Source organism: Actinophytocola sp. KF-1, from assembly GCF_054661535.1.
Genome location: NZ_BAAFVK010000005.1, coordinates 501,221 through 524,932, shown reverse-complemented (window position 1 = coordinate 524,932; position 23,712 = coordinate 501,221). Strand labels below are relative to the sequence as shown.

Annotated in this window: 11 protein-coding genes; 8 read left to right on the top strand and 3 right to left on the bottom strand. The window is 72.5% G+C overall.

Features of this window, described 5'->3' with window-relative positions; genetic code table 11:
- Positions 1 to 46: 46 nt before the first annotated feature.
- Positions 47 to 12,757 (bottom strand): SDR family NAD(P)-dependent oxidoreductase, encoded by a 12,711-nt coding sequence (locus ACYQ77_RS18225; protein ID WP_459712786.1) that lies wholly within the window; start codon positions 12,755 to 12,757, stop codon positions 47 to 49.
- A 55-nt stretch (positions 12,758 to 12,812) separates the two neighbouring features.
- Complete coding sequence (locus tag ACYQ77_RS18220) at positions 12,813 to 13,580, bottom strand: AfsR/SARP family transcriptional regulator (RefSeq protein WP_459712784.1); 768 nt, start codon at positions 13,578 to 13,580, stop codon at positions 12,813 to 12,815.
- A 335-nt stretch (positions 13,581 to 13,915) separates the two neighbouring features.
- Between ACYQ77_RS18220 and ACYQ77_RS18215 the strand changes: the two genes are divergently transcribed.
- Together ACYQ77_RS18215 and ACYQ77_RS18210 are read left to right on the top strand one after the other, a co-directional pair.
- On the top strand, positions 13,916 to 14,101 hold the full coding sequence (locus tag ACYQ77_RS18215; RefSeq protein ID WP_459712782.1) for a hypothetical protein: 186 nt from the start codon (positions 13,916 to 13,918) through the stop codon (positions 14,099 to 14,101).
- Positions 14,102 to 14,189: 88 nt separating this feature from the next.
- Positions 14,190 to 14,948, top strand: coding sequence for a thioesterase II family protein (locus tag ACYQ77_RS18210; protein WP_459712780.1), 759 nt, complete (start codon positions 14,190 to 14,192; stop codon positions 14,946 to 14,948).
- Between the two features lie 799 nt (positions 14,949 to 15,747).
- Here ACYQ77_RS18210 and ACYQ77_RS18205 read toward each other — a convergent pair.
- Positions 15,748 to 16,380 carry a MerR family transcriptional regulator gene (locus ACYQ77_RS18205; RefSeq protein WP_459712779.1) on the bottom strand — a complete coding sequence of 211 codons (633 nt, stop codon included), beginning with the start codon at positions 16,378 to 16,380 and terminating at the stop codon, positions 15,748 to 15,750.
- 85 nt (positions 16,381 to 16,465) lie between these two features.
- On the opposite strand from ACYQ77_RS18205, the gene ACYQ77_RS18200 reads away from it, so the two are divergent.
- The 6 genes from ACYQ77_RS18200 (at position 16,466) to ACYQ77_RS18175 (ending at position 23,710) form a co-directional block, all read left to right on the top strand.
- Positions 16,466 to 17,425 (top strand): hypothetical protein, encoded by a 960-nt coding sequence (locus ACYQ77_RS18200; protein WP_459712777.1) that lies wholly within the window; start codon positions 16,466 to 16,468, stop codon positions 17,423 to 17,425.
- Positions 17,425 to 17,886, top strand: coding sequence for an ABA4-like family protein (locus ACYQ77_RS18195; RefSeq protein WP_459712775.1), 462 nt, complete (start codon positions 17,425 to 17,427; stop codon positions 17,884 to 17,886). The genes ACYQ77_RS18200 and ACYQ77_RS18195 overlap by 1 nt, the downstream gene beginning before the upstream one ends.
- Before the next feature lie 184 nt (positions 17,887 to 18,070).
- Entirely contained in the window at positions 18,071 to 19,285 is a 1,215-nt protein-coding gene (locus tag ACYQ77_RS18190; protein ID WP_459712773.1) for a cytochrome P450 family protein, read from the top strand.
- A gap of 114 nt (positions 19,286 to 19,399) precedes the next feature.
- The gene (locus ACYQ77_RS18185; protein ID WP_459712772.1) at positions 19,400 to 20,845 is read left to right on the top strand and encodes a DHA2 family efflux MFS transporter permease subunit; all 1,446 of its coding nucleotides are present in this window, start codon (positions 19,400 to 19,402) and stop codon (positions 20,843 to 20,845) included.
- A 21-nt stretch (positions 20,846 to 20,866) separates the two neighbouring features.
- Positions 20,867 to 22,072, top strand: a complete 1,206-nt coding sequence (locus tag ACYQ77_RS18180) for a cytochrome P450 (RefSeq protein ID WP_459712770.1) — start codon at positions 20,867 to 20,869, stop codon at positions 22,070 to 22,072.
- Positions 22,073 to 22,081: 9 nt separating this feature from the next.
- Complete coding sequence (locus ACYQ77_RS18175) at positions 22,082 to 23,710, top strand: class I adenylate-forming enzyme family protein (RefSeq protein ID WP_459712769.1); 1,629 nt, start codon at positions 22,082 to 22,084, stop codon at positions 23,708 to 23,710.
- Positions 23,711 to 23,712: the final 2 nt, after the last annotated feature.

Genomic DNA, 23,712 nt, shown 5'->3' with positions numbered 1-23,712 from the left:
ACGAAACCGGCAACTCGGTATGCGCGAGAGCGCGACTCGCGGGGTGTCAGGCCACGTCGCCCAGTTCGTCGTCCAGGAGGTCGAACAGGTCGTCGGCGGTGATCTCGTCCAGGTCGTCCTTCTCCTCGGCGACCGGGGCGGGCTCCGCCGCCTTGTCGCGCACCTTGGCCAGCAGGCGCTGCAGGGACGCGGCCACGTCGGCGTCCGGACCGAGGTCCTCCAGTGCCGACTCCAGCTTGGCGATCGTGTCGACCACCGTGCGGCGGCGCTGCTTCTCCTGGCTGCCGACCAGCTCCGACAGCAGGAACGCGACCAGCGCCTTCGGCGTCGGGTAGTCGAACGTGAGCGTGGCGGGCAGGCGCAGGCCCGTCGCCGCGTTCAACCGGTTCCGCAGCTCCACCGCGGTGAGCGAGTCGAAGCCCAGCTGCTTGAACTGCTGGTCGGCCGCGATCGTCTCCGGGGTGCCGTGTGCCAGCACCGTGGCGACGCTCGTGCGCACCAGGTCCAGCAGCAGTGTCCGCTGCTCCTCCTCCGACCGGCCCGACAGCTGCTGCGCGATCGGGATGACCGCCGTCTTGGCCTGGCGGCGCTTCGGCGTGAACGACCGCAGCGGCGGGGCCACGTTCGCCGCCGTGCGCAGGGCCGTCTGGTCCAGCGCGATCGGCACCAGGTGCGGTTCGCCCGCCCGGCACGCCGCGTCGAACAGGGCCAGGCCCTCCTCGACGGAGTGCGCACGCACGCCGCCGCGGTTGATCCGCGCCAGGTCCGCGTCCGACAGGTGGCTCGTCATCGCGCTGTCCTGCGCCCACAGACCCCACGACAGCGACACCGCGGGCAGGCCCGCCGCGTGCCGGTGTGCCGCCAGCGCGTCCAGGTAGGCGTTCGCCGCCGCGTAGTTCGCCTGGCCCGCCGTGCCGAGGATGCTCGTCGCCGACGAGAACAACACGAACAACTCGACGTCACCGCACAGCTCGTGCAGGTGCCACGCCGCGTCGACCTTCGGCCGCAGCACCCTCTCGACCTGCTCGGGGGTGAGCGAGTCGAGCGTGCCGTCGTCGACGACACCGGCCGCGTGGATGACACCCACCAGGTTCGGGATGCCGTCCAGCAGTGCCGCGAGCGCGTCCCGGTCGGCCGCGTCGCACGCCACGATCTCGACACCCAGCTCCGCCGCCAGTTCCGCCGCGCCCGGGGCGGCCGGGCCGCGGCGGGACGTCAGCACGAGGTGCTTGGCGCCGTGCTCGGTGATCAGGTGGCGGGCGAGTGCCGCGCTGAGCGCGCCGGTGCCGCCGGTGATCAGGACCGTGCCGTCCGGGTCGAACAGCCGCCGGTCCGACGCGGGCACCGCGGCCTTCGCCAGGCGCGGCACCAGGATCGACCCCTTGCGGACCGCCACCTGCGGCTCGCCGGACGCGAGGGCCGCGTCGATGTCGTCGACGTCGGTGTCGATCAGCGTGAACCGGTCCGGCTGCTCGGTCTGCGCCGAGCGGACCAGGCCCCACACCGCGGCGCCCGCGAGGTTCTCGCCGGTCGTCGCGCCGCGGGTGACCACGGCCAGCCGGTCGTCCGCGTTCCGCAGCGCGGACAGCGTCTGCGCCACCGCCTCGCGGACGTCGGTCGTCTCGACGTGCAGCACGTCGGTGTCCTCCGCCGACGCGGCGGTCGGTCCGGCGGGCACCCAGTCCAGCCGGTACAGCGAGTCCGGGCCGCTGCGCAGCGCCGCCGCGTCGACCGGGCGGGCGACCAGCGTCTCCACCGTCGCCACCGGGGTGCCGGTGCGGTCGGCCAGGGCCAGCGCGTACGCGTCGGTCCCGGTCTTCGTGATCCGCACCCGCAGCGCCGCCGGGGCCGGGCCGGTGATCCGCACACCGCTCCAGCTGAACGGCAACATCACCTGCCGCATGGGCACGAGCATCGCGTGCAGTGCCGAGTCCAGCAGCGCCGGGTGGATGCCGTACTTGTCGGCGTTCACGCCCTCCGGCAGGGTGACCTCGGCGAACAGGTCGTCGCCGCGCTGCCACACCGACCGCAGGCCCTGGAACGCCGGCCCGTACTCGATGCCGAGGTCCGCGATCGCGTCGTAGTCCACGGTCAACGGGGTCGCGTCCGCCGGCGGCCACTCACCCGTCCACACCTCGGGGGCCGCGTCGTCGGTGCCGAGCGTGCCGCTGGCGTTCTGGGTCCACGGCTCGTCCGCGCCCTCGCGGCGGGAGTGGATCCGGATGGCCCGCAACCCGTTCTCGTCCGGTTCGCCGACCTCGACCTGGACGTGCACGGCGTCGGCCTCGGTCACCACGAGCGGCGCGTGCAGCGTCAGCTCGTCGATCACGTCCAGCCCGGCGTGCTCGGCCGCGCGGCGCGCCAGCTCGACCAGCGCGGCGCCCGGCACCAGCGTGGCGCCGTGCACGACGTGGTCGGCGAGCCACGCGTGGTCGCGCAGCGACAGCCTGCCGGTGAACACGACCCGGTCCGAGTCCGCCAGCCCGAGCGCGGCGCCCAGCAGCGGGTGGTCGGTGGCGCCGAGGCCGAGCCCGGCCGCGCTGCCCGCCGACTCCTGCGTGATCAGCCAGTACCGCTGGTGCTGGAACGCGTACGTCGGCAGGTCCACCCGGCCCGCACCCGCGAACAGGACGGACAGGTCGACGCGCACGCCCCGCGTGTGCAGCCTGCCGAGCGCCTCGACGACCGTGCGGACCTCGTCGCGGTCGCGGCGGGCGGTGGGCACGAAGTCCTCGCCGCCCAGCGCGGTCAGCACCGCCTCCGGCCCGGCCTCGACGAACGTGGTCACGCCCTTTTCGGCGAGCGTCGCCACGTTGTCGGCGAAGCGGACGGTGCCGCGGACGTGCCGCACCCAGTACTCGGGGTCGGTCGGCTCCGCGCCGACGATCGGGATCGACGGCTCGTGGTAGGTCACGCTCTGCGCGACTGCCCGGAACTCGTCCAGCATCGGGTCCATCAGCGGCGAGTGGAACGCGTGCGAGACGGTGAGCCGCTTGGTCTTGCGGTCCGCGAACTTCGCCGCGATCGCGAGTGCGGCCACCTCCTCGCCGGAGATCACGACCGAGTCCGGTGCGTTGATCGCGGCGATCCCCACCTCGTCGGTGAGGTGCGGCGTGACCTCCTCCTCGGTCGCCTGGATCGCGATCATGGCGCCACCGGCAGGCAGCGCCTGCATCAGGCGGCCGCGTGCCTCGACGATCGTGCACGCGTCTTCCAGCGACCACACGCCGGCCACGTGCGCGGCGGCCAGTTCGCCGATCGAGTGCCCGGCGAGGAAGTCGGGCTTGACGCCCCACGACTCGAGCAGCCGGTACAGCGCCACCTCGAACGCGAACAGCGCGGGCTGCGTGTTGCCGGTCTCGTCGAGGCCCTGCCCGGAGATGATCACCTCGCGGATGTCGGCCTCGAAGTGCGCGCAGACCTCGTCGAACGCGTCGGCGAACACGGGGAACGCCTCGTACAGCCGCTGGCCCATGCCGGCCCGCTGCGCGCCCTGACCGGTGAACAGCACCGCCAGCTTGCCGGTCCGGACCACCTCGGGGGTGATCTCGTCCAGCGCGCTCAGCAGCTCGTCGCGGTCCGCGCCGTACACGACGGCCCGGTGGTCGAACCCGACGCGGGTCTCCACCAGCGACCGCCCGACGTCCGCGATCCGCAGCGACGGCCGCGCTTCCACGAAGGACTTCAGCCGTGCCGCCTGGTCGAGCAGCGCCTGCTCGGACCGCGCCGACAGCACCCACGGCACCACCGGCGGGCCGTCCGCGGGCTCGGTGACCGGCTCCGCGGGCGCCTCCTCGATGATGACGTGCGAGTTCGTGCCGCTCACGCCGAACGACGACACCCCGGCCCGGCGCGGGCGGCCGTTCCGCTCCCACGGCACCGGCTCGGTCAGCAGCTCCACCGAGCCCGCCGACCAGTCGATCTTGCTGCTGGGCTCGGCCACGTGCAGTGTCTTGGGCAGCAGGCCGTTGCGCATGGCGAGGATCATCTTGATGACACCGCCGACACCGGCCGCGGCCTGTGTGTGACCCACGTTGGACTTCAGCGAACCGAGCCACAGTGGACGGTCGCGGTCCTGCCCGTACGTCGCGATCAGCGCCTGCGCCTCGATCGGGTCACCCAGCGACGTGCCGGTCCCGTGCGCCTCGACGGCGTCCACATCGGCCGGTGTGAGCCCGGAACCCGCCAGCGCGGCACGGATGACCCGCTGCTGCGACGGCCCGTTCGGCGCGGTCAGCCCGTTGGACGCGCCGTCCTGGTTGACCGCCGACCCGCGCAGCAACGCGAGCACGCGGTGACCGTTGCGCCGCGCGTCCGACAGCCGTTCCACGACCAGCACACCGACGCCCTCGGCCCACGCGGTGCCGTCGGCGGCGTCGGAGAACGCCTTGCAGCGGCCGTCCTTCGCGAGACCGCGCTGCCGCGAGAACTCCACGTACAGCCCGGGCGTCGCCATGACGGTCACGCCGCCGGCCAGCGCGAGCGAGCACTCGCCGGACCGCAGCGCCTGCGCCGCGAGGTGCAGCGCCACCAGCGACGACGAGCACGCGGTGTCGATCGTGACCGCGGGGCCCTCGAAGCCGAGCGTGTAGGCGACGCGACCCGAGGCCACGCTGCCCGCGGTGCCCGTGCCCCAGAAGCCCTCGACGCCGTCGGGCACCGCGCTGGAGCGGGCCGCGTAGTCGTGCGTCATGAGGCCGGTGAACACACCCGTCGACGACCCACGCAGCGCGTTCGGGTCCAGGCCCGCGCTTTCCAGGGCCTCCCAGGAGGTTTCCAGGAACACGCGCTGCTGCGGGTCCATGGCGAGCGCCTCGCGCGGGCTGATGCCGAAGAACTCGGCGTCGAACCCGGCCGCGTCGAGCAGGAACCCGCCCTGGCTGACGTAGCTCGTGCCCGGGGTGTCCGGGTCGGGGTCGAACAGGTTCGCGAGGTCCCAGCCGCGGTCGGTCGGGAAGCCGGTCACACCGTCCGCGCCCGCGGTGAGCATCGCCCACAGGTCGTCCGGAGTGGACACACCACCCGGGTAGCGGCAGGCCATGCCGACGATCGCGATCGGCTCGTCGCTCGCCCGCACCGGCGCCGCCGCGACCGCCTGCTGCTCCTGCCCGTCACCCAGCTCGGCGAGCAGGAAGTCGACGAGCGCCTCGGGGGTCGGGTAGTCGAAGGTCAGCGTGGCGGGCAGCCGCAGCCCGGTGACCGTGTTGAGCCGGTTGCGCAGCTCGACCGCGGTGAGCGAGTCGAAACCCAGCTGCTTGAACGCGTTCGTGGCGCCGACCGCGTCCGGGTCCGGCAGCGCGAGCACCGACGACACCTGCGTGCGCACGACGTCCAGCAGGAACACCTTGCGTTCCTCGTCGGTGCGCCCGGCCAGCTGCTGCGCCAGCGCGACCTGACCGCTGCTCTTGCGCTTGCGCGGGATCTTCACCATCCCGTGCAGTGGCGGCGGCGCCGAGGTCGCCGTGCGCAGGGCGGCGTGGTCCAGCGTGACCGGCACCAGGTGCGGTTGCCCGCTGCGGCACGCCGCGTCGAACAGGGCGAGGCCGTCCTCGACGGAGTGCGGGAGCACACCGCCGCGGTTGAGCCGGGCGCGGTCGGCCTCGGTCAGGTTCGCGGTCATCGCGCTGTCCTGCGCCCACAGGCCCCACGACAGCGCCGTCGCCGGCTTGCCCTGGGCGTGCCGGAGCGCGGCGAGCCCGTCGAGGAACGCGTTGGCGGCGGCGTAGTTCGCCTGGCCCGCGGTGCCGAGGATGCTCGCCACCGACGAGAACAGCACGAACAGCTCGACGTCACCGGCCAGCTCGTGCAGGTTCAGCGCGGCGTCGACCTTCGGCCGCAGCACCGCGTCGACCCGCTCCGGCGTGAGCGCCTCCAGGATGCCGTCGTCGAGGACACCAGCCGCGTGGACGACACCCGTCAGGTCCGGGATCCGCGACAGCAGCGCGGCGAGCGCGTCGCGGTCGGCGGCGTCGCAGGCGGCGATCTCCACGCGGGCGCCCAGCGCGGTCAGCTCGTCCCGCAGCTCGGCAGCGCCGGGGGCGTCGAGGCCGCGGCGGGACGTCAGCACCAGGTGCTGCGCGCCGTGGTTGGCGATCAGGTGCTTCGCCAGCGCACCACCGAGCGCGCCGGTGCCACCGGTGAGGAGGACCGTGCCCGCCGGGTCGAACAGCCGTGCGTCCGACGTGGCCGTTTCCGCCTTGGTGAGGCGGGGGACGGTCAGGGCGCCGTCGCGGACCGCGATCTGCGCCTCGCCGGACGCGATGGCCGCGTCGACCAGGTCGCCGTCCGACTCCACCAGCACGAACTTGTCCGGGTGCTCGGTCTGCGCGGACCGCACCAGACCCCACACGGCCGAGCCCGCGAGGTCGCCGGGCCGCGTGACCACGGCCAGCCGTCCCGTGCTCCCCAGCGACTCCTGCAGCGCGGCGAGCGTGCCGAGCACGGCGTCGCGCACCGGGGTGCCCGCCTCGACCACGTGCACCGGCACGTCGTCGCGCTCGGCCGGGGTCGGCACGGTGACCCAGTCGGTCGTGTACAGGGCGGCCACCGGGGTCGCGGCGCCGCCGATCTGATCGGTCGACACCGGCCGCAGCGCCACCGACTCCGCGTCCAGCACCGGGTTGCCCTCGGCGTCGGTCGCACGCACGCGGACCGCGCTGTTGCCCGCCGGGGCCAGGTGCACCCGCAGCACGGTCGAGCCCGACCGGTGCAGCCGCACACCCCGCCACGCGAACGGCAGCCACGCCTGCGCCTTGCGCTCACCGGTGTCCAGGTGCAGCACCACCGGGTGCAGTGCCGCGTCGAGCAGCGCCGGGTGCACGCCGAACCGCGCGGCGCCGGACTGCTCCTCCTCACGCAGCGTGACCTGCGCGTACAGCTCGTCGCCGACCCGCCACACGTCCTGGACGCCCTGGAACGCCGGGCCGTACGTGAAGCCGCGGGACAGCAGCCAGTCGTAGAAGTCGCCCACCGCGGCCGGTTCCGCACCCGCGGGCGGCCACTCGGTGTCCACGACGGCCGGTGCGGACGGCTGGTCGTCGGTCAGGACACCCGCCGCGTGCAGGGTCCACTCACCGTCGGCGTCGACCTGGCGCGAGTACACCTCGACCGTGCGGCGGCCGTGCTCGTCCGGCCTGCCGGTCCACACCTGCAGGTCGACCGGCTTCTCGTGGGTGAGGATGAGCGGCGCCCGCAGCGTCAGCTCCTCGATCGCGGCGTGCCCGGTCGCCTCCGCGGCCCGGCCCGCCAGCTCCACGAACGCGGTGCCCGGCAACAGGATCGTGTCGAGCACGGCGTGGTCGGCGAGCCACGGCTGCGCCTGCAGCGACAGCCGCCACGTCAGCACCAGCCGGTCGGAGTCCGCGACACCCATCATCGCGCCGAGCAGCGGGTGCCCGGTCGCGGTCAGGCCGGCCGCCCCCAGGTCGCCGATGTCCGCCGGCCGCAGCCAGTAGGACCGGCGCTGGAACGCGTACGTCGGCAGCTCGACGATCCGCGTGCCGGGGAAGAACGCCTGGCTGTCCACAGTGGTCACGGTGGCGAGCCGGCCGAACGCGTCGGCGACGGTCCGCAGCTCGTCGCGGCCCGCGCGCAGCACGGGGATCGTGGTCGCGTCGTCGACCATCGCGGACAGCACCGCGTCCGGCCCGGCCTCCACGAACGTGCGCACGCCGGCCTGCTTGAGCGTGGCGACGTTGTCGGCGAAGCGGACCGTGCCGCGGACGTGGTTCACCCAGTACTCGGGGTTCGTCGGGTCGGCGCCGACGATCGGGATGACCGGCTCGCGGTAGGTCACGCTCTCCACGACCGCGCGGAACTCGCCCAGCATCGGGTCCATCAGCGGCGAGTGGAACGCGTGCGACACCGTGAGCTGCTTGGTCTTGCGGCCCTGCGCGGTGAACGCGGCGGCAATCGCTTGCGCGGCCGACTCCGCACCGGAGATCACGACCGAGTCGGCCCGGTTGATGGCCGCGATCCCGACCGTGTCGGTCAGGTGCGGCAGCACCTCCGCCTCGGTGGCCTGGATGGCGATCATCGCGCCACCGGAGGGCAGCGCCTGCATCAGCCTGCCGCGCGCGGCGACGACCTTGCACGCGTCCTCGAGCGACCAGACCCCCGCGACGTACGCGGCGGCCAGCTCACCGATCGAGTGCCCGGCGAGGTAGTCCGGCGTGACGCCCCACGACTCCAGCAGCCGGTACAGGGCGACCTCGATCGCGAACAGCGCGGGCTGGGTGTTGCCCGTGTGGTCGAGGCCGTCGCCGGTGGTGATCACCTCGCGCAGCTCGGGTTCGAAGTGCGCCATCACCTCGTCGAAGGCGGCCGCGAACTCGCCGAACGCCTGGTAGAGCTGCTGTCCCATGCCCGCGCGCTGCGCGCCCTGACCGGTGAACAGCACCGCCAGCTTGCCCGCGGCGCCCGTGAACGGCACGCCGGCGGTCAGGCCCACCAGCAGCTCGTCGCGGTCCGCGCCCGTCACCACCATGCGGTGGTCGAAGCGGGTGCGGGTGTCGAGCAGCGAGCGGCCGACCTCGGCCGCCGTCAGGTGCGGGCGTGCCTCCACGAAGGTCTTCAGCCGCAGCGCCTGGTCCCGCAGTGCCTGCTCGGTCCGCGCCGACAGCACCCACGGCACCACGGCCGGCCCCATGGCGAGCTCGGGCTCGGGGGCGGGCGGCGCCTCCTCGATGATCACGTGCGCGTTCGTGCCGCTCATGCCGAACGACGACACACCCGCGCGGCGCACGGTGTTCCCGGCCCGCCAGGACGTCGGCTCGGTCAGCAGCGTCATCGCGCCCGCCGACCAGTTGACCTTCGTCGTCGGCTCGCTGACGTGCAGCGTCCTCGGCAGCAGCTCGTTGCGCAGCGCCATCACCATCTTGATGACGCCGCCGACACCGGCCGCCGCCTGCGCGTGCCCGATGTTGGACTTCAGCGAACCCAGCCACAGCGGCCGGTCGCGGTCCTGGCCGTAGGTCGCGAGCAGTGCCTGCGCCTCGATCGGGTCGCCGAGCGTCGTGCCGGTGCCGTGCGCCTCCACGGCGTCCACATCGGACGGCGTGAGGCCCGCGTTGGCGAGCGCCTGCCGGATCACGCGCTGCTGCGACGGACCGTTCGGCGCGGTCAGGCCGTTCGACGCGCCGTCCTGGTTGATCGCGGTGCCGCGCAGCACGGCGAGCACCGGGTGCCCGTTGCGCTGCGCGTCGGAGAGCCGCTCCACGACCAGCATGCCGGCGCCCTCGGACCAGCCGGTGCCGTCGGCGTCGTCGGAGAACGCCTTGCACCGGCCGTCCGGCGACAGGCCGTTCTGCCGGGAGAACTCGGTGAACGTCTCCGGCCCGGACATGACCGTGACCCCACCCGCGATGGCGAGCGAGCACTCGCCGGACCGCAGCGCCTGCACGGCCAGGTGCAGCGCGACCAGCGACGACGAGCACGCGGTGTCCACGGTCATCGCCGGGCCCTCGAGCCCGAGGACGTAGGCGATGCGGCCGGACGCGACGCTGCTCGCGATGCCGGTGATGAGGAAGCCCTCGACACCGTCCTCTTCGGTGTGCCCGCCGCGGCCGTAGTGCTGGACGGGGACACCCGCGAACACGCCGGTGTCCGTGCCGCGCAACGCGGTCGGGTCGATGCCCGCCCGCTCCAGCGCCTCCCACGACGTCTCCAGCAGCAGCCGCTGCTGCGGGTCCATGGCGAGCGCCTCGCGCGGGCTGATGCCGAAGAACTCGGCGTCGAAGTCGGCCGCGTCGTGCAGGAAGCCACCGGCCCGCGCGCTGATCGTGCCCGGCCCGTCACCGTCGAACAACGCGGCGAGGTCCCAGCCGCGGTTCGTCGGGAACGGCGACACCGCGTCGACACCGTCCACCACGAGCTGCCACAGCTCGTCGGGGGACGTGACACCGCCGGGGTAGCGGCAGCCCATGCCGACGATCGCGATCGGCTCGTCGTAGCGGGCCGTGACCGCCGTCGCGGTCTTCTCCGCGGTCTCGCCGACACCCAGCTCGGACAGCAGGTGCTCGACCAGCGTGTCCGGGGTCGGGTAGTCGAAGATCAGGGTCGCGGGCAGGTCGAGACCCGTTGCCGCGCACAGCCTGCCGCGCAGCTGCACGGCGGCCAGGGAGTCGAAACCCAGCTGGCGGAACGGGGTCTCGGCGTCCAGAGTGGCCGGTGCCTGGCTGTCGAGGACCGCGATCGTCTCGGCGTGCACCAGGTCCAGCACGGCCTGCGTGCGGTCCGCGGTGGACAGTCCATGCAGCCGTTCCTTCAGCGCGGCCAGCGTCGCCTCGGCGCCCGGGGCGTTGAGCATGGCGGTCGACCCGGTGGCCAGCTCGTTGCGGCGCGCGGCGACCACGTTGGGTGCGCCCGCGGCCAGCGCCAGGTCGAACATGGCGGTGCGGCGCTCGTCCGGCAGCGTGAGGAAACCGCTGGGGGACCAGGTGATGGACACCGCGGGCAGGCCGAGCACCGCGCGGTGGCGGGCCAGCGCGTCGGCGAACGCGGTCGCCGGGGTGTCGTAGCCGGTGGTGACCAGCACGAACGCGGCGAGGTCGCGGGCGAGGGTCTGCTCGTGCGCGGACTGCGCCGTCGCGTCGGGCGCGTCGACGCACACGACGGCCGTGACGTCCGCGCGGTCGGCGAGGACCCCGGCCAGCGCGGCGGCGTCCTCGGCGGTGACCACGGTCGAACCGTGCGCTTCGGCGAGGTGGCGCGCCAGGGTCTCGTCGGGCTTGCCGACCAGGACCGCGGTGCCGCCGAGCGCCGGGGCGCCCGTGGTCTCCCCGACCGGGGCGAAACGGGGCCGCAGCAAGGTTTCCGAGCGGATCGCCACCTCGTCGTGCCCCGACGCGACCGCGGCACGCAGCGCGGTCGCGGTGACGGCGTCGGCGTCGAGGAGCGCGATCCGGCACGGGTAGCGCTTCTGGATCTCCCGCGTGTGCGCCCACGCGGCGGCCAGCCCCGGCTCGGGGGAGTAGCCGCCCGCGTGCACCGCGCCCCTGGTCAGCAGGACCAGGCGGGTCACCGCGACCCGCTCGTCGGCGAGGAACGCGCGCGGCTCGCCGGGCGGCATGCCGTCGGCGTCCAGCTCGACGCACGCGACGTCCGGGGCGGCGCGCCCGGCCGCGACGGCCTCGGCCAGCGCGGTCAGGTCCGGGTAGGTGTCGGCGAACGGCTCGGTGTCGGTCGCGAGGGCGCCCGCGCCGACCAGCACCCAGTCGCCGGGTTCACTGTGGACGTCGGCGGCGCCGGTGACCGGCTCCCAGTCCAGCGCGAACAGTTCGTCGGTGACGGTGGTCGCGAGCAGCCGGGCCGGGGTGGCGAGCAGCCGGTGCCGCACGACCGAACCGGCGGCCGTGCGGGGGATCGCAGGCACCGCGAAGATCTCGACCGGCACCGCGGCGGGCGGCAGCCCGTCCCGGCACGCGGACAGGAGCCGCGCCGGGTCGGCGTCACCCACCACGTACGCGACCGCGACCTTGCCCAGGTCGTCGTCCGGCCGGCCCGCGACGGCGACGTCGGCCACGCCGTCGACGGCGCGCAGCACGTGCTCGATCCGCTCGGGGCGGATCCGCTCGTCCCCGGTCACGATGACGTCGGCGAGCCTGCCGGTGACGGCCAGATAGCCGGACTCGTCGCGACGGGCCAGGTCACCGGTGCGGTACCAGCCGGTGCGCAGCACGGACGCGGTCGCGTCCGGCAGGTTGTGGTAGCCGCCCGCCATCACGTTCGGGCCGCTGACCCACAGCTCACCCTCCTGGCCGGTGCCCACGTCGGTGCCGGTCAGCGGGTCGACGATGCGGACGGACAGGCCCGGCACCGGCAGGCAGCGCGCGTCGCCGTCGGCGGCGCCGCGCGGCCACGTCAGCGCGACCGGGCCGCAGGTCTCGGTGGTGGCGTAGACGTCCAGCAGCGGCGCGCCGAACGCGGCCGCGAAGGCCTCCCGCAGCCCTGCGTCGCTCGCCGCGCCGACGGCGAGCCCGGCACGCAGGTGCGGCGCCTCGGCGTCGAGGAGCGCCCTCAGCACCGCCGGGGTGCCGACGACGATGGTGCTGTCCCCGAGCCCGTCCCTGCCGTCGGCGAAGCGCACCGAGGCGCCGACCGCGATCGTGGCGAGGACGGCGAGGTGGTGGGCGAGGCCGTCGTGCACCGGCAGCGGCCACAGCAGACGGTCCTCTTCGGACAGGCCGACCACGGGTGCGTACGCGGCGGCGGCCGACCACAACGCGTTGCGCTGCGTGGACAGCACGCCCTTGCGCGGACCGGTGGTGCCCGCCGTGTAGACGAGGAACGCGAGGTCGTCCAGCGCGAGGTCGTCGCGCGCGGGCTCCTCGGGGTCGGTGGTGGCGAGCGCCTCGAACTCGTCGCCGTCGACGATCACGTTGAGCGGCGCTGGGTCCAGCGCGCGCACGCGCGCGACGCGGTCGGCGTCGGTGATCACCGTGTCGGCGCCGCTGTCGGCGATCAGCCGGGCCAGTTCGGCGTCGTCCAGTGCCGGGTCGAGCGGGACCGCGATCGCGCCCGCCCTGCTGATCGCCACGATGCTCTCGACCGCGGTGACCCCGTCGGTGAACACGGCGACCCGGTCCGACGGCCACACCCCCAGGTCCGCAAGGTGACCGGCGACGCGGGCGGTGCGTGCCGCCAGTTCGGCGTGCGTCACCGCCCGCCGGGAGTCGGCGAACGCGACCCGTTCGCCGTACCGGCTCGCGTTCTCGCTGAGCAACTCGGGCAACGGCCGGAGCAGTTCGGTACGCGGCATGTCTCAAGCCTCGCTAGAAGTCGTTGGTACCAGCGTTCATGCTGTCGCCGGTCGCTCACTGCCCGGTAACCGTCAGCTGGATCGTGGCGTCGTGCTCGAGGATCCGGCGCTGGAGCTCCTGCAGCTCGCGTCCCGGTTCGAGGCCGACGCTGTCGATGAGCGCCGCCCTCGTGCGCCGGTAGACCCGCAGCGCGTCGGCCTGCCTGCCCGACCGGTAGAGCGCGAGCATGAACTGCTGGCACAGCCGTTCCCGCAGCGGTTCGGTCGCGGTCAGCACCTCCAGCTCCGGCGTGATCTCCCGGTGCCGCCCGCACACCAGCTCCGCGTCCAGCCGGTCCTCCAGAGTGGACAGCCGCTCGTCCTCGACCGCGGCCACCTCCGACCACCGGTAGCCCGCCTCGACCAGGTCGGCGAGCGCTGGGCCGCGCCACAGCGCCAGCGCAGCGCGCAGCAGCTCGGCGCCCCGCTCCGGGTCACCGTCCGTGATCGCCTGCCTGCCGTCGTGGGCGAGCGCGCGGAACCGGTACAGGTCGACGTCGTCGGTGTCCACGCACAGCTGGTAGCCCGGCGGGTGGGTGCGCAGGTCACCCGGCCGGCCGGCGAGGACGCGCCGGATCCCGGACACCGCGTTCTGGATCATCTTGCGCGCGGTCGGCGGCGGGGCGCCGTCCCACATCGCGCGCAACAGCCTGCTGGTCGGTACCACCTTGTTCGCGTGCAGCAGGAGATATCCGAGGATCGCCCGTTGTTTCACCCCGCCGAGTTCGAGCGGGCGGCGGTCGTCGCCGGTGACTTCGATGCTCCCGAGAACAGAAAACCTCATGGGTTTCACTCCGAGTCTGGAAATGCCCCAGTCACCACGGAATGGTTACACCCGGGTGTGCGCCCGGGGAACATTCCCACTTAACGCATTCGGATGTGAACAAGCGAAACGGGCAGGGGTGATCGCGTCACGGGTGCCCGCGCCGGCCACAGGGGTAGAGGTCGAGCCTAGCCGAGCGGGGGCCGCCAGTCGATATGAGCGATTCACGGCTTGCCCGGGTGAGAAAGCATGGGCCAACGATGAGCATGGAACTTGCCGAGGGGTACCCCCATGACGCAGATTTGAGACCAGCGGTTGCTCCCCGCTATCGCAAACGAACTCCCCAAGGAGACTCCATGTCCACCACCACGAGTGAGCTTCTCCGTTCCTTCTTCTTCAACGGCGGCGAGGCTCCGGCCGGCGGCAACATCACCATCGACGTGCTGGACAGCATGACCAACGCCGGTCTCGCTGCGGTCGCACCGACCACGATCAGCTGGTCGGACGCCCGGGTCACGGGCGACAACGCGGTCGCGTCCTGAGTGCACAGTGGCGGGCTCATCACCGGATCGGGGCCGGTGGTGGGCCCGTCGTCATGTTCGTGAACAGTGAACTTCCGAGGTGAGCGAGATGACCGACACCGACCTGTGGGTCCGGCGGTTCCACCCGGCGGACGACGCCGCGACGCGGTTGATCTGCCTGTCGCACGCGGGCGGTTCCGCGAGCTACTTCTTCGGCGTGTCCAGGGCACTCGCCCCCGAGATCGACGTGCTGGCCGTGCAGTACCCCGGCCGCCAGGACCGGCTGCGGGAGCCGTGCCTGCGCTCGATCCACGACCTCGCCGACGGCCTGCTGCCCGCCGTGCTCCCACTGGCCGACCGGCCGCTGACGATCTTCGGCCACAGTCTCGGTGCGACACTCGGCTACGAGCTCGCACGCCGTTTGGAGCAGTCCGGAGTCATACCGACCGCCCTGTTCGCGTCCGGCCGTCCGGCCCCCCACCGCACCCGTCTGGAACGCACCCACCTGCGCGACGACGCGGGCCTCCTGGCGGCGATGAAGGCCCTCGGCGGCACGGAAGCGGCCCTCCTGGACGACGAGGACGTCCGCGCGATGGTGATGCCCGCCATTCGCGGCGATTACGTCGCGGCCGAAACGTACGTGCACCGGCCCGGCTCGCCGTTGCGTTGTCCCATTTACGCGCTAACCGGCGACAACGACCCGAAAGTGACGGTCGCGGAGGCCGAGGCTTGGCGTGAGCACACTTCTGCCGAGTTTGAGCTGACTGTTTTTCCTGGCGGGCATTTTTATTTGAATGACGTCGTGCCGGACATTCTCGGCAAACTGCGCGCCCACGCACGGTCGGTGTCCGCCGGATCGGCGAGCTGACTGCTCCGAGTGGAGGTGCTCGGTGGACGTGCCGGGTGAGAGACCTGCGCTCGCGGCTCGGGGCTGGCGGATGGGGGTCGCCCGGGAGTCGGGCCTTGGCTGGCGGGTGGGCTTGGCCCGGGAGTCGGGTCTTGGCCGGCCGGTGGGGTTCGCCCGTGGTGTGGGTTTCGCGCGTAGGGCGGGGTTCGCCTGCCGGGAACGCTCTGGTTCGCGGATTCGGGTCGCCTGTCGGGTGAGGCGTGGCGAGCGGGTGGGTTCAGCCCGCGGTGCGGGCTCCGCTCGGTGGGCGGGGTTCGCCGGTCGGGAAGGCGTTGGCGGGCGGGCCCGCGTCGCCCGTGGAGCGGGCTTCGCCCCGAAGGTGAGTGTCGCCGGTGGGGTGGGGCCTGGCCTGCGGGCGGGTTCCGCTCGTGGAGCGGGTCTCGCTCGGAGCTTTGTCCGCGGGGTGGGTTCCGGTCCGTGGGTGGGTGTCACCGGCGGCGCGGGTCTTGCCCGGAAGGCGAGCTTCGCTCGCGGGGTGGGCTCGGACCGGTGGGTGGGTTTCGCTCGCGGAGCGGGCTTCGCCGCAAAGGCGAGTCTCGGCTGTCCAGCGGGTTCCGGCTCGCGGATGGGTGCGGGCCGGGCGGGCATCGCCCCGAAGGTGGAGTCTCGTTCGGAAGGTGAGCTTCGTCCACGGGTCGGGCCTCGGCCGGTGGGTGGGCTTCGCCGGTCGGGAGGGTTCCGGCCGGTGGGTCCGGGTCGGTCGCGGGGTGGGCTTCCCTCGGCACGCGAGCTTCACCCGCGCGACGAGACAACCCCGCCCTCAGCGGGAGTCGTCCACGTGCTTCAACGACTCGCTCTGGTGGGCGAGCCTGCGCAACGCCGTGACGAGGGTGTCACCGAGCACCGTCCCGACGACGACGCCTTCCAGCATGGCGTCGACGTCCGCGATGCCGCCGACGTATTCGAGATCCGCCGCCGCGATCCGTTCGCACGCCTCCGCGTACACGTCCAGCTTGCGGGTCCACACGCCGTGCTCGAGCTGCCGCGCGCTGACCAGCACCGCGACCACGGTCTGCCAGGCCCGGCTGCCGGCCCGCACCTGCCACCCACGGCGCTCGACGAGTTCCGCGACGTTGCGTTCCGCCTCGGCCCAGGCCTCGTCGTGGGGGAGGTCCGGTTGGCCGCTGATGCTCTCCTGTGCGGTGTAGAGCATCTTGCGCACCGTCTCGTCCGGGGCGTCGGCGGCGGCGAGCACGTCGCGGACGGCGGCGATCGTCAGCCCGCCGATGTCGATGAGGGCTCTGATGAGGCGCAGCCTGCGCAGGTGGGCGTCGCCGTAGTTGGCCTGGTTCTTGCTGATCAGCTCACCGGGCGGTAGCAGGCCCTCGCGCAGGTAGTACTTGATCGTCGGCACGGAGACGCCGCTGCGGGTGCTCAACTCCTTGATGCGCACGGGCGGCCCCCTCCCTTGACCAACGGCACGCAGCCTATCACTATGGATAGCAGATAGTGTCGCTATCCGCGCTGGAGGAAGTCCGATGCAGGTTCGCAGTGCGTTCGGCTGGCACCGCCCGTTGATGGCGTTCGCCGCCTTCGCCGCGGGGGTGACGGTGATCGCGGCGGTCGGGCTGGTGGCCGACGACCGGATGCTGGTCGGCGCACCGATCTGGGCCAAGCCGTGCAAGTTCGCGTTCTCGTTCGGGCTCTACGCGGTGACGTGGGCGTGGATGCACTCCCTGCAGCAACGGCACCGGCGCCTCGGGTGGCACCTCGGCACGATCGCCGCCGTCGCGTGCACGCTCGAGGTCGGGGTCGTCCTCCTCCAGACCATCCGCGGCCACCGCAGCCACTTCAACGTCTCCACCCCGTTCGACACGGCCATGTGGACGATCATGGGCACGAGCATCCTCGTGCTGTGGTTCGCGAACCTCGCCGGCACGGTCCTGCTGATGCTCGAACGCCACGTCGACCGCCCCTCGATGCTCGCGCTGCGGCTCGGCGCGCTGATCACGATCGCAGGCATGACGGTCGCCTTCCTCATGACCTGGGGCACCGACGAGCAGCGCGCCAACCCGCCGATGGAGATCATCGGCGCGCACAGCGTCGGCGTGCCGGACGGCGGACCGGGCATGGCGGTCACGGGCTGGAGCACCACCGGCGGTGACCTGCGGGTGCCGCACTTCGTCGGCATCCACGGCATGCAGTTCGTGCCGCTGTTCGCGGTCGGGCTCGGGCTGCTGGCGGCGGTCGCGCCCCGGCTGCGCGACGAGCTCGTCCGCGTCCGTCTCGTGTGGACGTTCGCGGGCCTGTACAGCGGGGTGTTCCTCGTCACCGCGTGGCAGGCACTGCGGAAACAGCCGTTCACGAGCCCGGACTTACTGACCATTGGTGCGCTCGGTGTGCTGGTGGCGGGGACCATGTTCGCAGCGGCGTGGGCCCTGCGCGCACGGAAGGCGATGCCCGCGCAAGCTTCCGTACACGAGGAGGCACTGGTCTGATGTCGACAGCCTTTACCCTGGTCTTCGTTGCCGCGGCGCCGTTCTGGTTGCTGATGATCCTCGCGCCCAAGTGGGAGTGGACGCGGCGTGCCGTGGCCTCGCCGTGGTCGGCGACGCCACCGCTGGTGTTCTGGTTCATCTTCGCGATCCCGATGTTCGGCGAGCTGCTGCCCGCGGTCGCGAAGCCGACGCTCGCCGGCTGGCAGGACCTGCTCGCCGAGCCCGCCGCGATCACGTTCGCGTGGGCGCAGATCATCGCGTGGGACCTGTTCGTCGGGCGCTGGATGTACCTGGACAGCCGCGAGCGCGGCATCCACCCGCTGGTGATGGGGCCGCTGCTGGTGGTCGCCATCATGCTGTCGCCGATCGCGGTGCCGGTGTACCTGATCCTGCGCAACGTGCTCGGCAAGCGCGCCGAGGACAAGGCCGGCGCACCGGAGCGGGCCGCCGTCCCGGTGTGACGCCGATGGCGTGCTGGGGTCCTTCCTTGCCCTGAGCGTGAGGAAGGACCCCTTCGTCGCGCCCAGCGGGAGGACGGCCCGTACCAAGCGGATCCACAGTGGAGGTTCCCGCGCCGTTACCGGTCAAGTACCCGAAAACGGACATGATTCTCCTTGACGACCGCCGTTACCCCTGGGAGAACACATGGCCGGGAAGTGCCCGCTGCACGGTCACGAGCAGCCATTGGACGACGCGTACTTCGCGAACCCCTACGCCACGTACGCCCGGCTCAACGAAGCCGGCCCCGTGCACCGGTTCTGCCTGCCGGACGGGATCCCGGTCTGGGCGGTCACCTCGTACGACGAGGTCCGCGAGTGGTTGCGCGACCAGCGCCTGGCCCGCCACCGCAGCTTCGCGAACGAGGACTACACCAACGACGTCCCGCCGGAGGGCGTGCCGGTCGCGCCGCTGGTGATGGAGGACCCGCCCGAGCACGGGCACACGCGGCGGCTCGTCAACTACGCGTTCATGCCCAAGCGGGTCGCGCAGCTGCGGGACAAGATCGACGGGCTGGTGTCGGACCTGCTCGACGACCTCGAGGCGGCGGGTGCGGGCGGCCAGGTCGTCGACCTGGCCGGGATGTTCTGCGCACCGCTGCCGATCGTCATGGTCAGTGAGATGCTCGGGGTGCCCAAGGAGTCGTGGGACGACGTCCGCCGCTGGACCGACGACATCTTCGGCCGCGTCGACGAGGGTAACTACGAGGCCAAGGTCGGCTTCGCGAACCTGCTGCGCGGGCTCATCGCCGAACGCACCGCCGAACCGCGGGACGACCTGATCTCCGTCTGGGCGCAGGCCACCGACATGAACGGCGAGGTCATCCCGGCGGAGATGGTGATGCTGCTGATCCTCAGCATCTACACCGGCGGGTTCGACAGCACGCTGGGCGCCCTCGCCGCCTCGGCCATCGACCTGATGAACCACCCCGAGCACGCCGCCGAGTTCGTGGCCAAGCCCGGGCTGGTGCCCGCGGCGGTCGAGGAGCTGTTGCGGCGCAACGGGTCCGTGCACCGCGGGTTCCGCCGCTTCGCCCGCGAGGAGGTCGAGATCGCGGGCCACAAGATCGGGCTGGGCGACACCGTCATGCTCTACGTGGCCGCGGCGGACCGCGACCCCAAGCACTTCCCCGACCCCGACGTCATGGACTTCACCCGCCCGCCCCACCAGCACATCGCGTTCGGGCGCGGGCCGCACGTGTGCCCCGGCGCCGAGCTGGCCCGGCTGGAGATCCGGATCGGGCTGCACGCGCTCTTCTCGCGGTTCCCCGGCATCCGGCTCGCCGTGCCGGAGGAGGAGCTGGAGTGGCGCAGGTCGACGTTCATCCGGGTGCCGAAGACGCTGCCCGTGGTCCTGTCCTGACCGTCTCCACCGGCCGATTACCTGGCGGTGGTCGTGGGGTGTGCGCGAGGCGACTGACCGCATACCCCCGCTCGGCATACTGGCCCCACGACCTCGCCAGACGGGTGGGAAACCATGTCCACACAACGTGTTCTGCCCTCCTACTGGGCAGTGGTGCTGACCGCATCCGGCGCGAACTTCCTCGCGATGCTGGACTCCACGGTCACGATGCTCGCCATGCCCGCGCTCGCGCGCGAGTGGCCCGACTCCCCGCTGCCCGACCTGTCGTGGGTGATGAGCGCCTACGCGGTGCTCTTCGCCGCGCTGCTCGCGCCGTGCGGCCGGATCGCGGACACCCTGGGGCGCAAGCGGATCTTCCTCGGCGGGATCGCGTTGTTCACCGTCGCGTCGCTGCTGTGCGCGCTGTCGCCGACGCTGCCGCTGCTGGTCGCGGCCAGAGCGCTGCAGGGCGCGGGCGCCGCGGTCATGGTGCCCGCGTCGCTGTCGGTGCTGCTGATGGACACGGCCCCCGAGCGCAAGGTCATGTCGATCTCGTTGCTGAGCGCGGCCGGTGGCGTCGCCGCCGCCGTGGGCCCCGGGCTCGGCGGGCTGCTCGTCGAGGCGTTCAGCTGGCACGCCGTGTTCCTGATCAACGTCCCGGTCGGGATCGCCCTGATCGTGGCGGCGTTCCGGGTGCTGCGGCCCGCGCCGGCCACCGGCGGGCTGCCCGACGTGCTCGGCACCGTGCTGCTCGCGGCAGGCGTCGGCGGGCTCACCCTCGGCGTCACCAACGGCACCACCTGGGAGTGGACGTCGGCCAGGACGCTCGCCTGCCTGGTCGGCGGGGTGCTGTGCCTGGTGCTCGCGATGGTGCGGTCGGTGCGGCACTCCTCGCCGGCGTTCGAGTTCTCGCTGTTCCGCGGCAACCGGTACTTCACCGCCGCCAACGTCGTCGCCCTGCTGTACGGCACGGTGATGTACGCGTGGCTGCTCGGCGCCGTGCTGTTCCTGACCGACATCTGGCGCTACACCGAACTGGAGGCCGGGCTCGCGCAGACGGTCGGCGCGGTCGTCGCCGCGATCGGCGCGGTCGTGATGGGCAAGGTCATGGGCCGCTTCGGCGGGCCGAGGTTCGCCGCCGTGCTCGGCATGGCCGCGCACGCCGTGGTGCCCGCGTCACTGCTGTTCTTCCTGACCGACGAGCCCGCGTTCCTCACGATCTGGTTGCCCGCCAGCGTGTTCGTCGGGTTCGGCATCGGCGCGACGATGATGTCCACGATGTCCGCGGCGGCCGAGTCCGCGCCGCCGACGAAGTTCGCGAGCGTCAGCGCCCTGAACAACACCGCCCGGCAGATCGGTGGCGCGCTCGGCGCCGCCGCCGTCGCCACCATCCTGCAGGCAGGCACGGACGCGCGCGGGGTCCGGACCGTGTCGTCCTACCTGAACGTGTTCACGTTCTGCCTGGTCCTGACCGTGATCGCCATCGTCGTCGCCGTCATCGGACTGACCGGCAACAAGGCAGGGTCCGCCAAGGACAGCGCTCCCGCCGGGGCGCGGGAGTCCGTGCCCGTGGCGGACTGAACCAACTCGGAGGAAAGAACAATGGCGGACAAGTGCCCCATGCACGGCCACGACATGCCGTTCGACGAGGAGTACTGGCACGCACCGTTCGAGAAGTACGCGCGGTTCCACGAGCAGGGCCCGGTGCACCGGGTCTGCACGCCGGACGGCATCCCGGTGTGGCTGGTCACCGGCTACACCGAGGTGTACGACGCGCTGCGCGACCAGCGCCTCGCCCGGCACCGCAAGTACGCCAACGACGACTACACCAACAACCTCCCGCCGGAGGGGCTGCCGGAGTCGCGGCTGGTCATGGAGGACCCGCCGGAGCACACGAAGTCCCGCCGCCTGGTCAACTTCGGCTTCGTGCCGCGCCGGATGCGCCTGCTGAAGCCGAAGATCCACGAGCTGGTGGCCGGGCTGCTCGACGACATCGAGGCCAAGGGCTCCGGCGGCGGCGTCGTCGACCTGATGGACACGTTCTGCGCGCCGCTGCCCATCACCGTGATCTGCGACCTCGTCGGCATGCCCGAGGAGGAGCGGGTGCACGTCCGCGAGTGGGGTGAGCTGGTCTTCTCCGGCAAGCTCGTCAACCCGCAGGGCATCGGCGCCGCCATGGCACGCGCGCTGGTCGAGCGCCGCACCAACCCGAAGGACGACCTGCTGACGACGTGGGCACAGGTCACCGACGACGACGGCAACCTGCTGCCGCCGGAGGACCTGTCGCACATGGCGCTGATCATGTTCGCGGCCGGGTACGACAGCACCATGGGCATGCTGTCCTGCAGCACCCTCGCGCTGATGGAGCGCCCGGACTACGCGGCCCGCCTGGCGAACGCCGACGAGGACGAGCTGCACAAGCTCATGGAAGAGATGTTCCGGATGTACAGCCCGACGCAGCGCGGGTTCCGCCGCTTCGCGCGCGAGGACCTGGAGATCGCCGGGGTGAAGATCGCCAAGGGCGACACCGTGTACCTCTCGATCGGCGCCGCCGACCGCGACCCCAAGAAGTTCCCGCACGCCAACGAGCTCGACTTCGACCGGACCGAGAACAAGCACCTCGTGTTCGGCCGCGGCCCGCACGCCTGCCCGGGCGCCGAGCTGGCCCGCATCGAGAACGGGATCGCGTTGCAGGAGCTGTTCAAGCGGTTCCCCGACATGAAGCTCGCCGTGCCGGTGGAAGAGATCAAGTGGCGCGAGTCGACGCTCATCCGGCTGCCGCTGACGCTGCCGGTCACCATCTCGTAGGGGAGTGCCATGTTGAGAACCGACCTGATCCGCCCGCTCACCGAGTTGCTGCGTGAGCACGCCGCGACGTCCCCGGACAAGGTGGCGTTCGCCGACCCGTGGCGGAAGGTGACCTGGGCGGAGCTGGAGCTGCGGTCGGCGCGGGTGGCGGGGCACCTCGCCGACATGGGCCTGCAGGAGGCCGACCGCGTGCTGCTGTACCTGGACAACATGGTCGAGGCGGTGGAGAGCCACCTCGCGGTGCTGCGCGCCGGTGCGATCAGCGCACCGATCCACATCGGGCTGGAGGACGGCGAGCTGGCGGCGCTGCTCGCCGACAGCCGCGCGACCACCATCTTCACCGACACCGCGCGGGCGCACCAGGTGAACCGGGTGCGGCGCGACTTCCCGAACCTGACGGTCGTGCTGGTCGACCACGAGGGCGAGGAGCTGGACGACGAACTGCCGTTGTTCCCGCTGTTCTCCGAGCTGGCCGAGATCGAGCCGGGTTCGTGGACGGAGGGCGACCTCGGGCTGGACGACCTGTCGTTCCTGACCTACACGGCGGGTGTCACCGGCGCCCCGCGTGCCGTGTTGTTCAGCCAGCGCAACGTGATGTGGGCGATCGCCGCCTGTTACGCGCCGATCCTGGGACTGGGCCCCGAGGACCGGGTCGCCTGCCCGCTGCCGCTCGCGCACGGCATCACCCAGCAGGTCGCCGTGATCGGTGTGCTCGCGACCGGCGCCATCGGCTGGCTCACGCCGACCGCGGCCGAGGACGTGGCCGACCTGATGGCCAACCGGACCTCGTTCCTCTCGGACCTGGCCAGGCAGCGGATCACGTTCGTGGCGGGCATCCCCAGCACGTACCAGGACATGCTGTGGGCCGCCGACTACGTCGACGTCGACCTGCCGGACCTGCGCATCGCGCTGGTGGCGGGCGGCTCGTCGGTGACCACGCTGCGCGAGCGGTTCGAGGAGCGGTTCGGGGTGCGGCTGCTGGACAGCTACATGACCACCGAGACCACCGGCCCGGTGGCGGTCAGCTGGCCGGACGCCGGCCGCGTGGACGCCGCGTGCGGCATGCCGATCCCCGGTGTCAGCGTGCGCATCATCGACCCGCGCACCGGCAAGGACGCCGGTGTCGGGCAGGAGGGCGAGCTGTGGGTCAGCGGCCCGAACGTGACCGCGGGCGGCTACCACAACCAGGCCGCCGCGATCAGCGACGGCTGGTTCCACACCGGTGACCTCGCCACCCGCGACGTGCACGGCTACCTGACCATCACCGGCCGCATGGCCGAGCTGATCACCCGTGGCTCCACGCCGGTGAACCCGCGCGAGATCGAGCAGGTGCTGCTCGGGGTCGACGGCGTGACCGCCGCGGTGGTCGTCGGCGAGCTGGACGAGGCGCTCGGCGAGGTGCCGGTCGCGTACCTGCAGACCGGGCCCGATGGCGTCGACACGGCCGCGGTGTTCGCGGCCTGCCGCGCGCTGTCGCCCGCGAAGGTGCCGGTGAAGCTGTACCGGGTGGCGGAGCTGCCCCGGGTGCGTGCGGGCAAGCCGGCCCGGCTCGCGCTGCGGGACGTCACCGCCGAGCTGCTCGCCGTGCAGCCCGTCGAGACCGTGACCCGGCCGCAACCCCGTCCCGAAGCCATCTGACC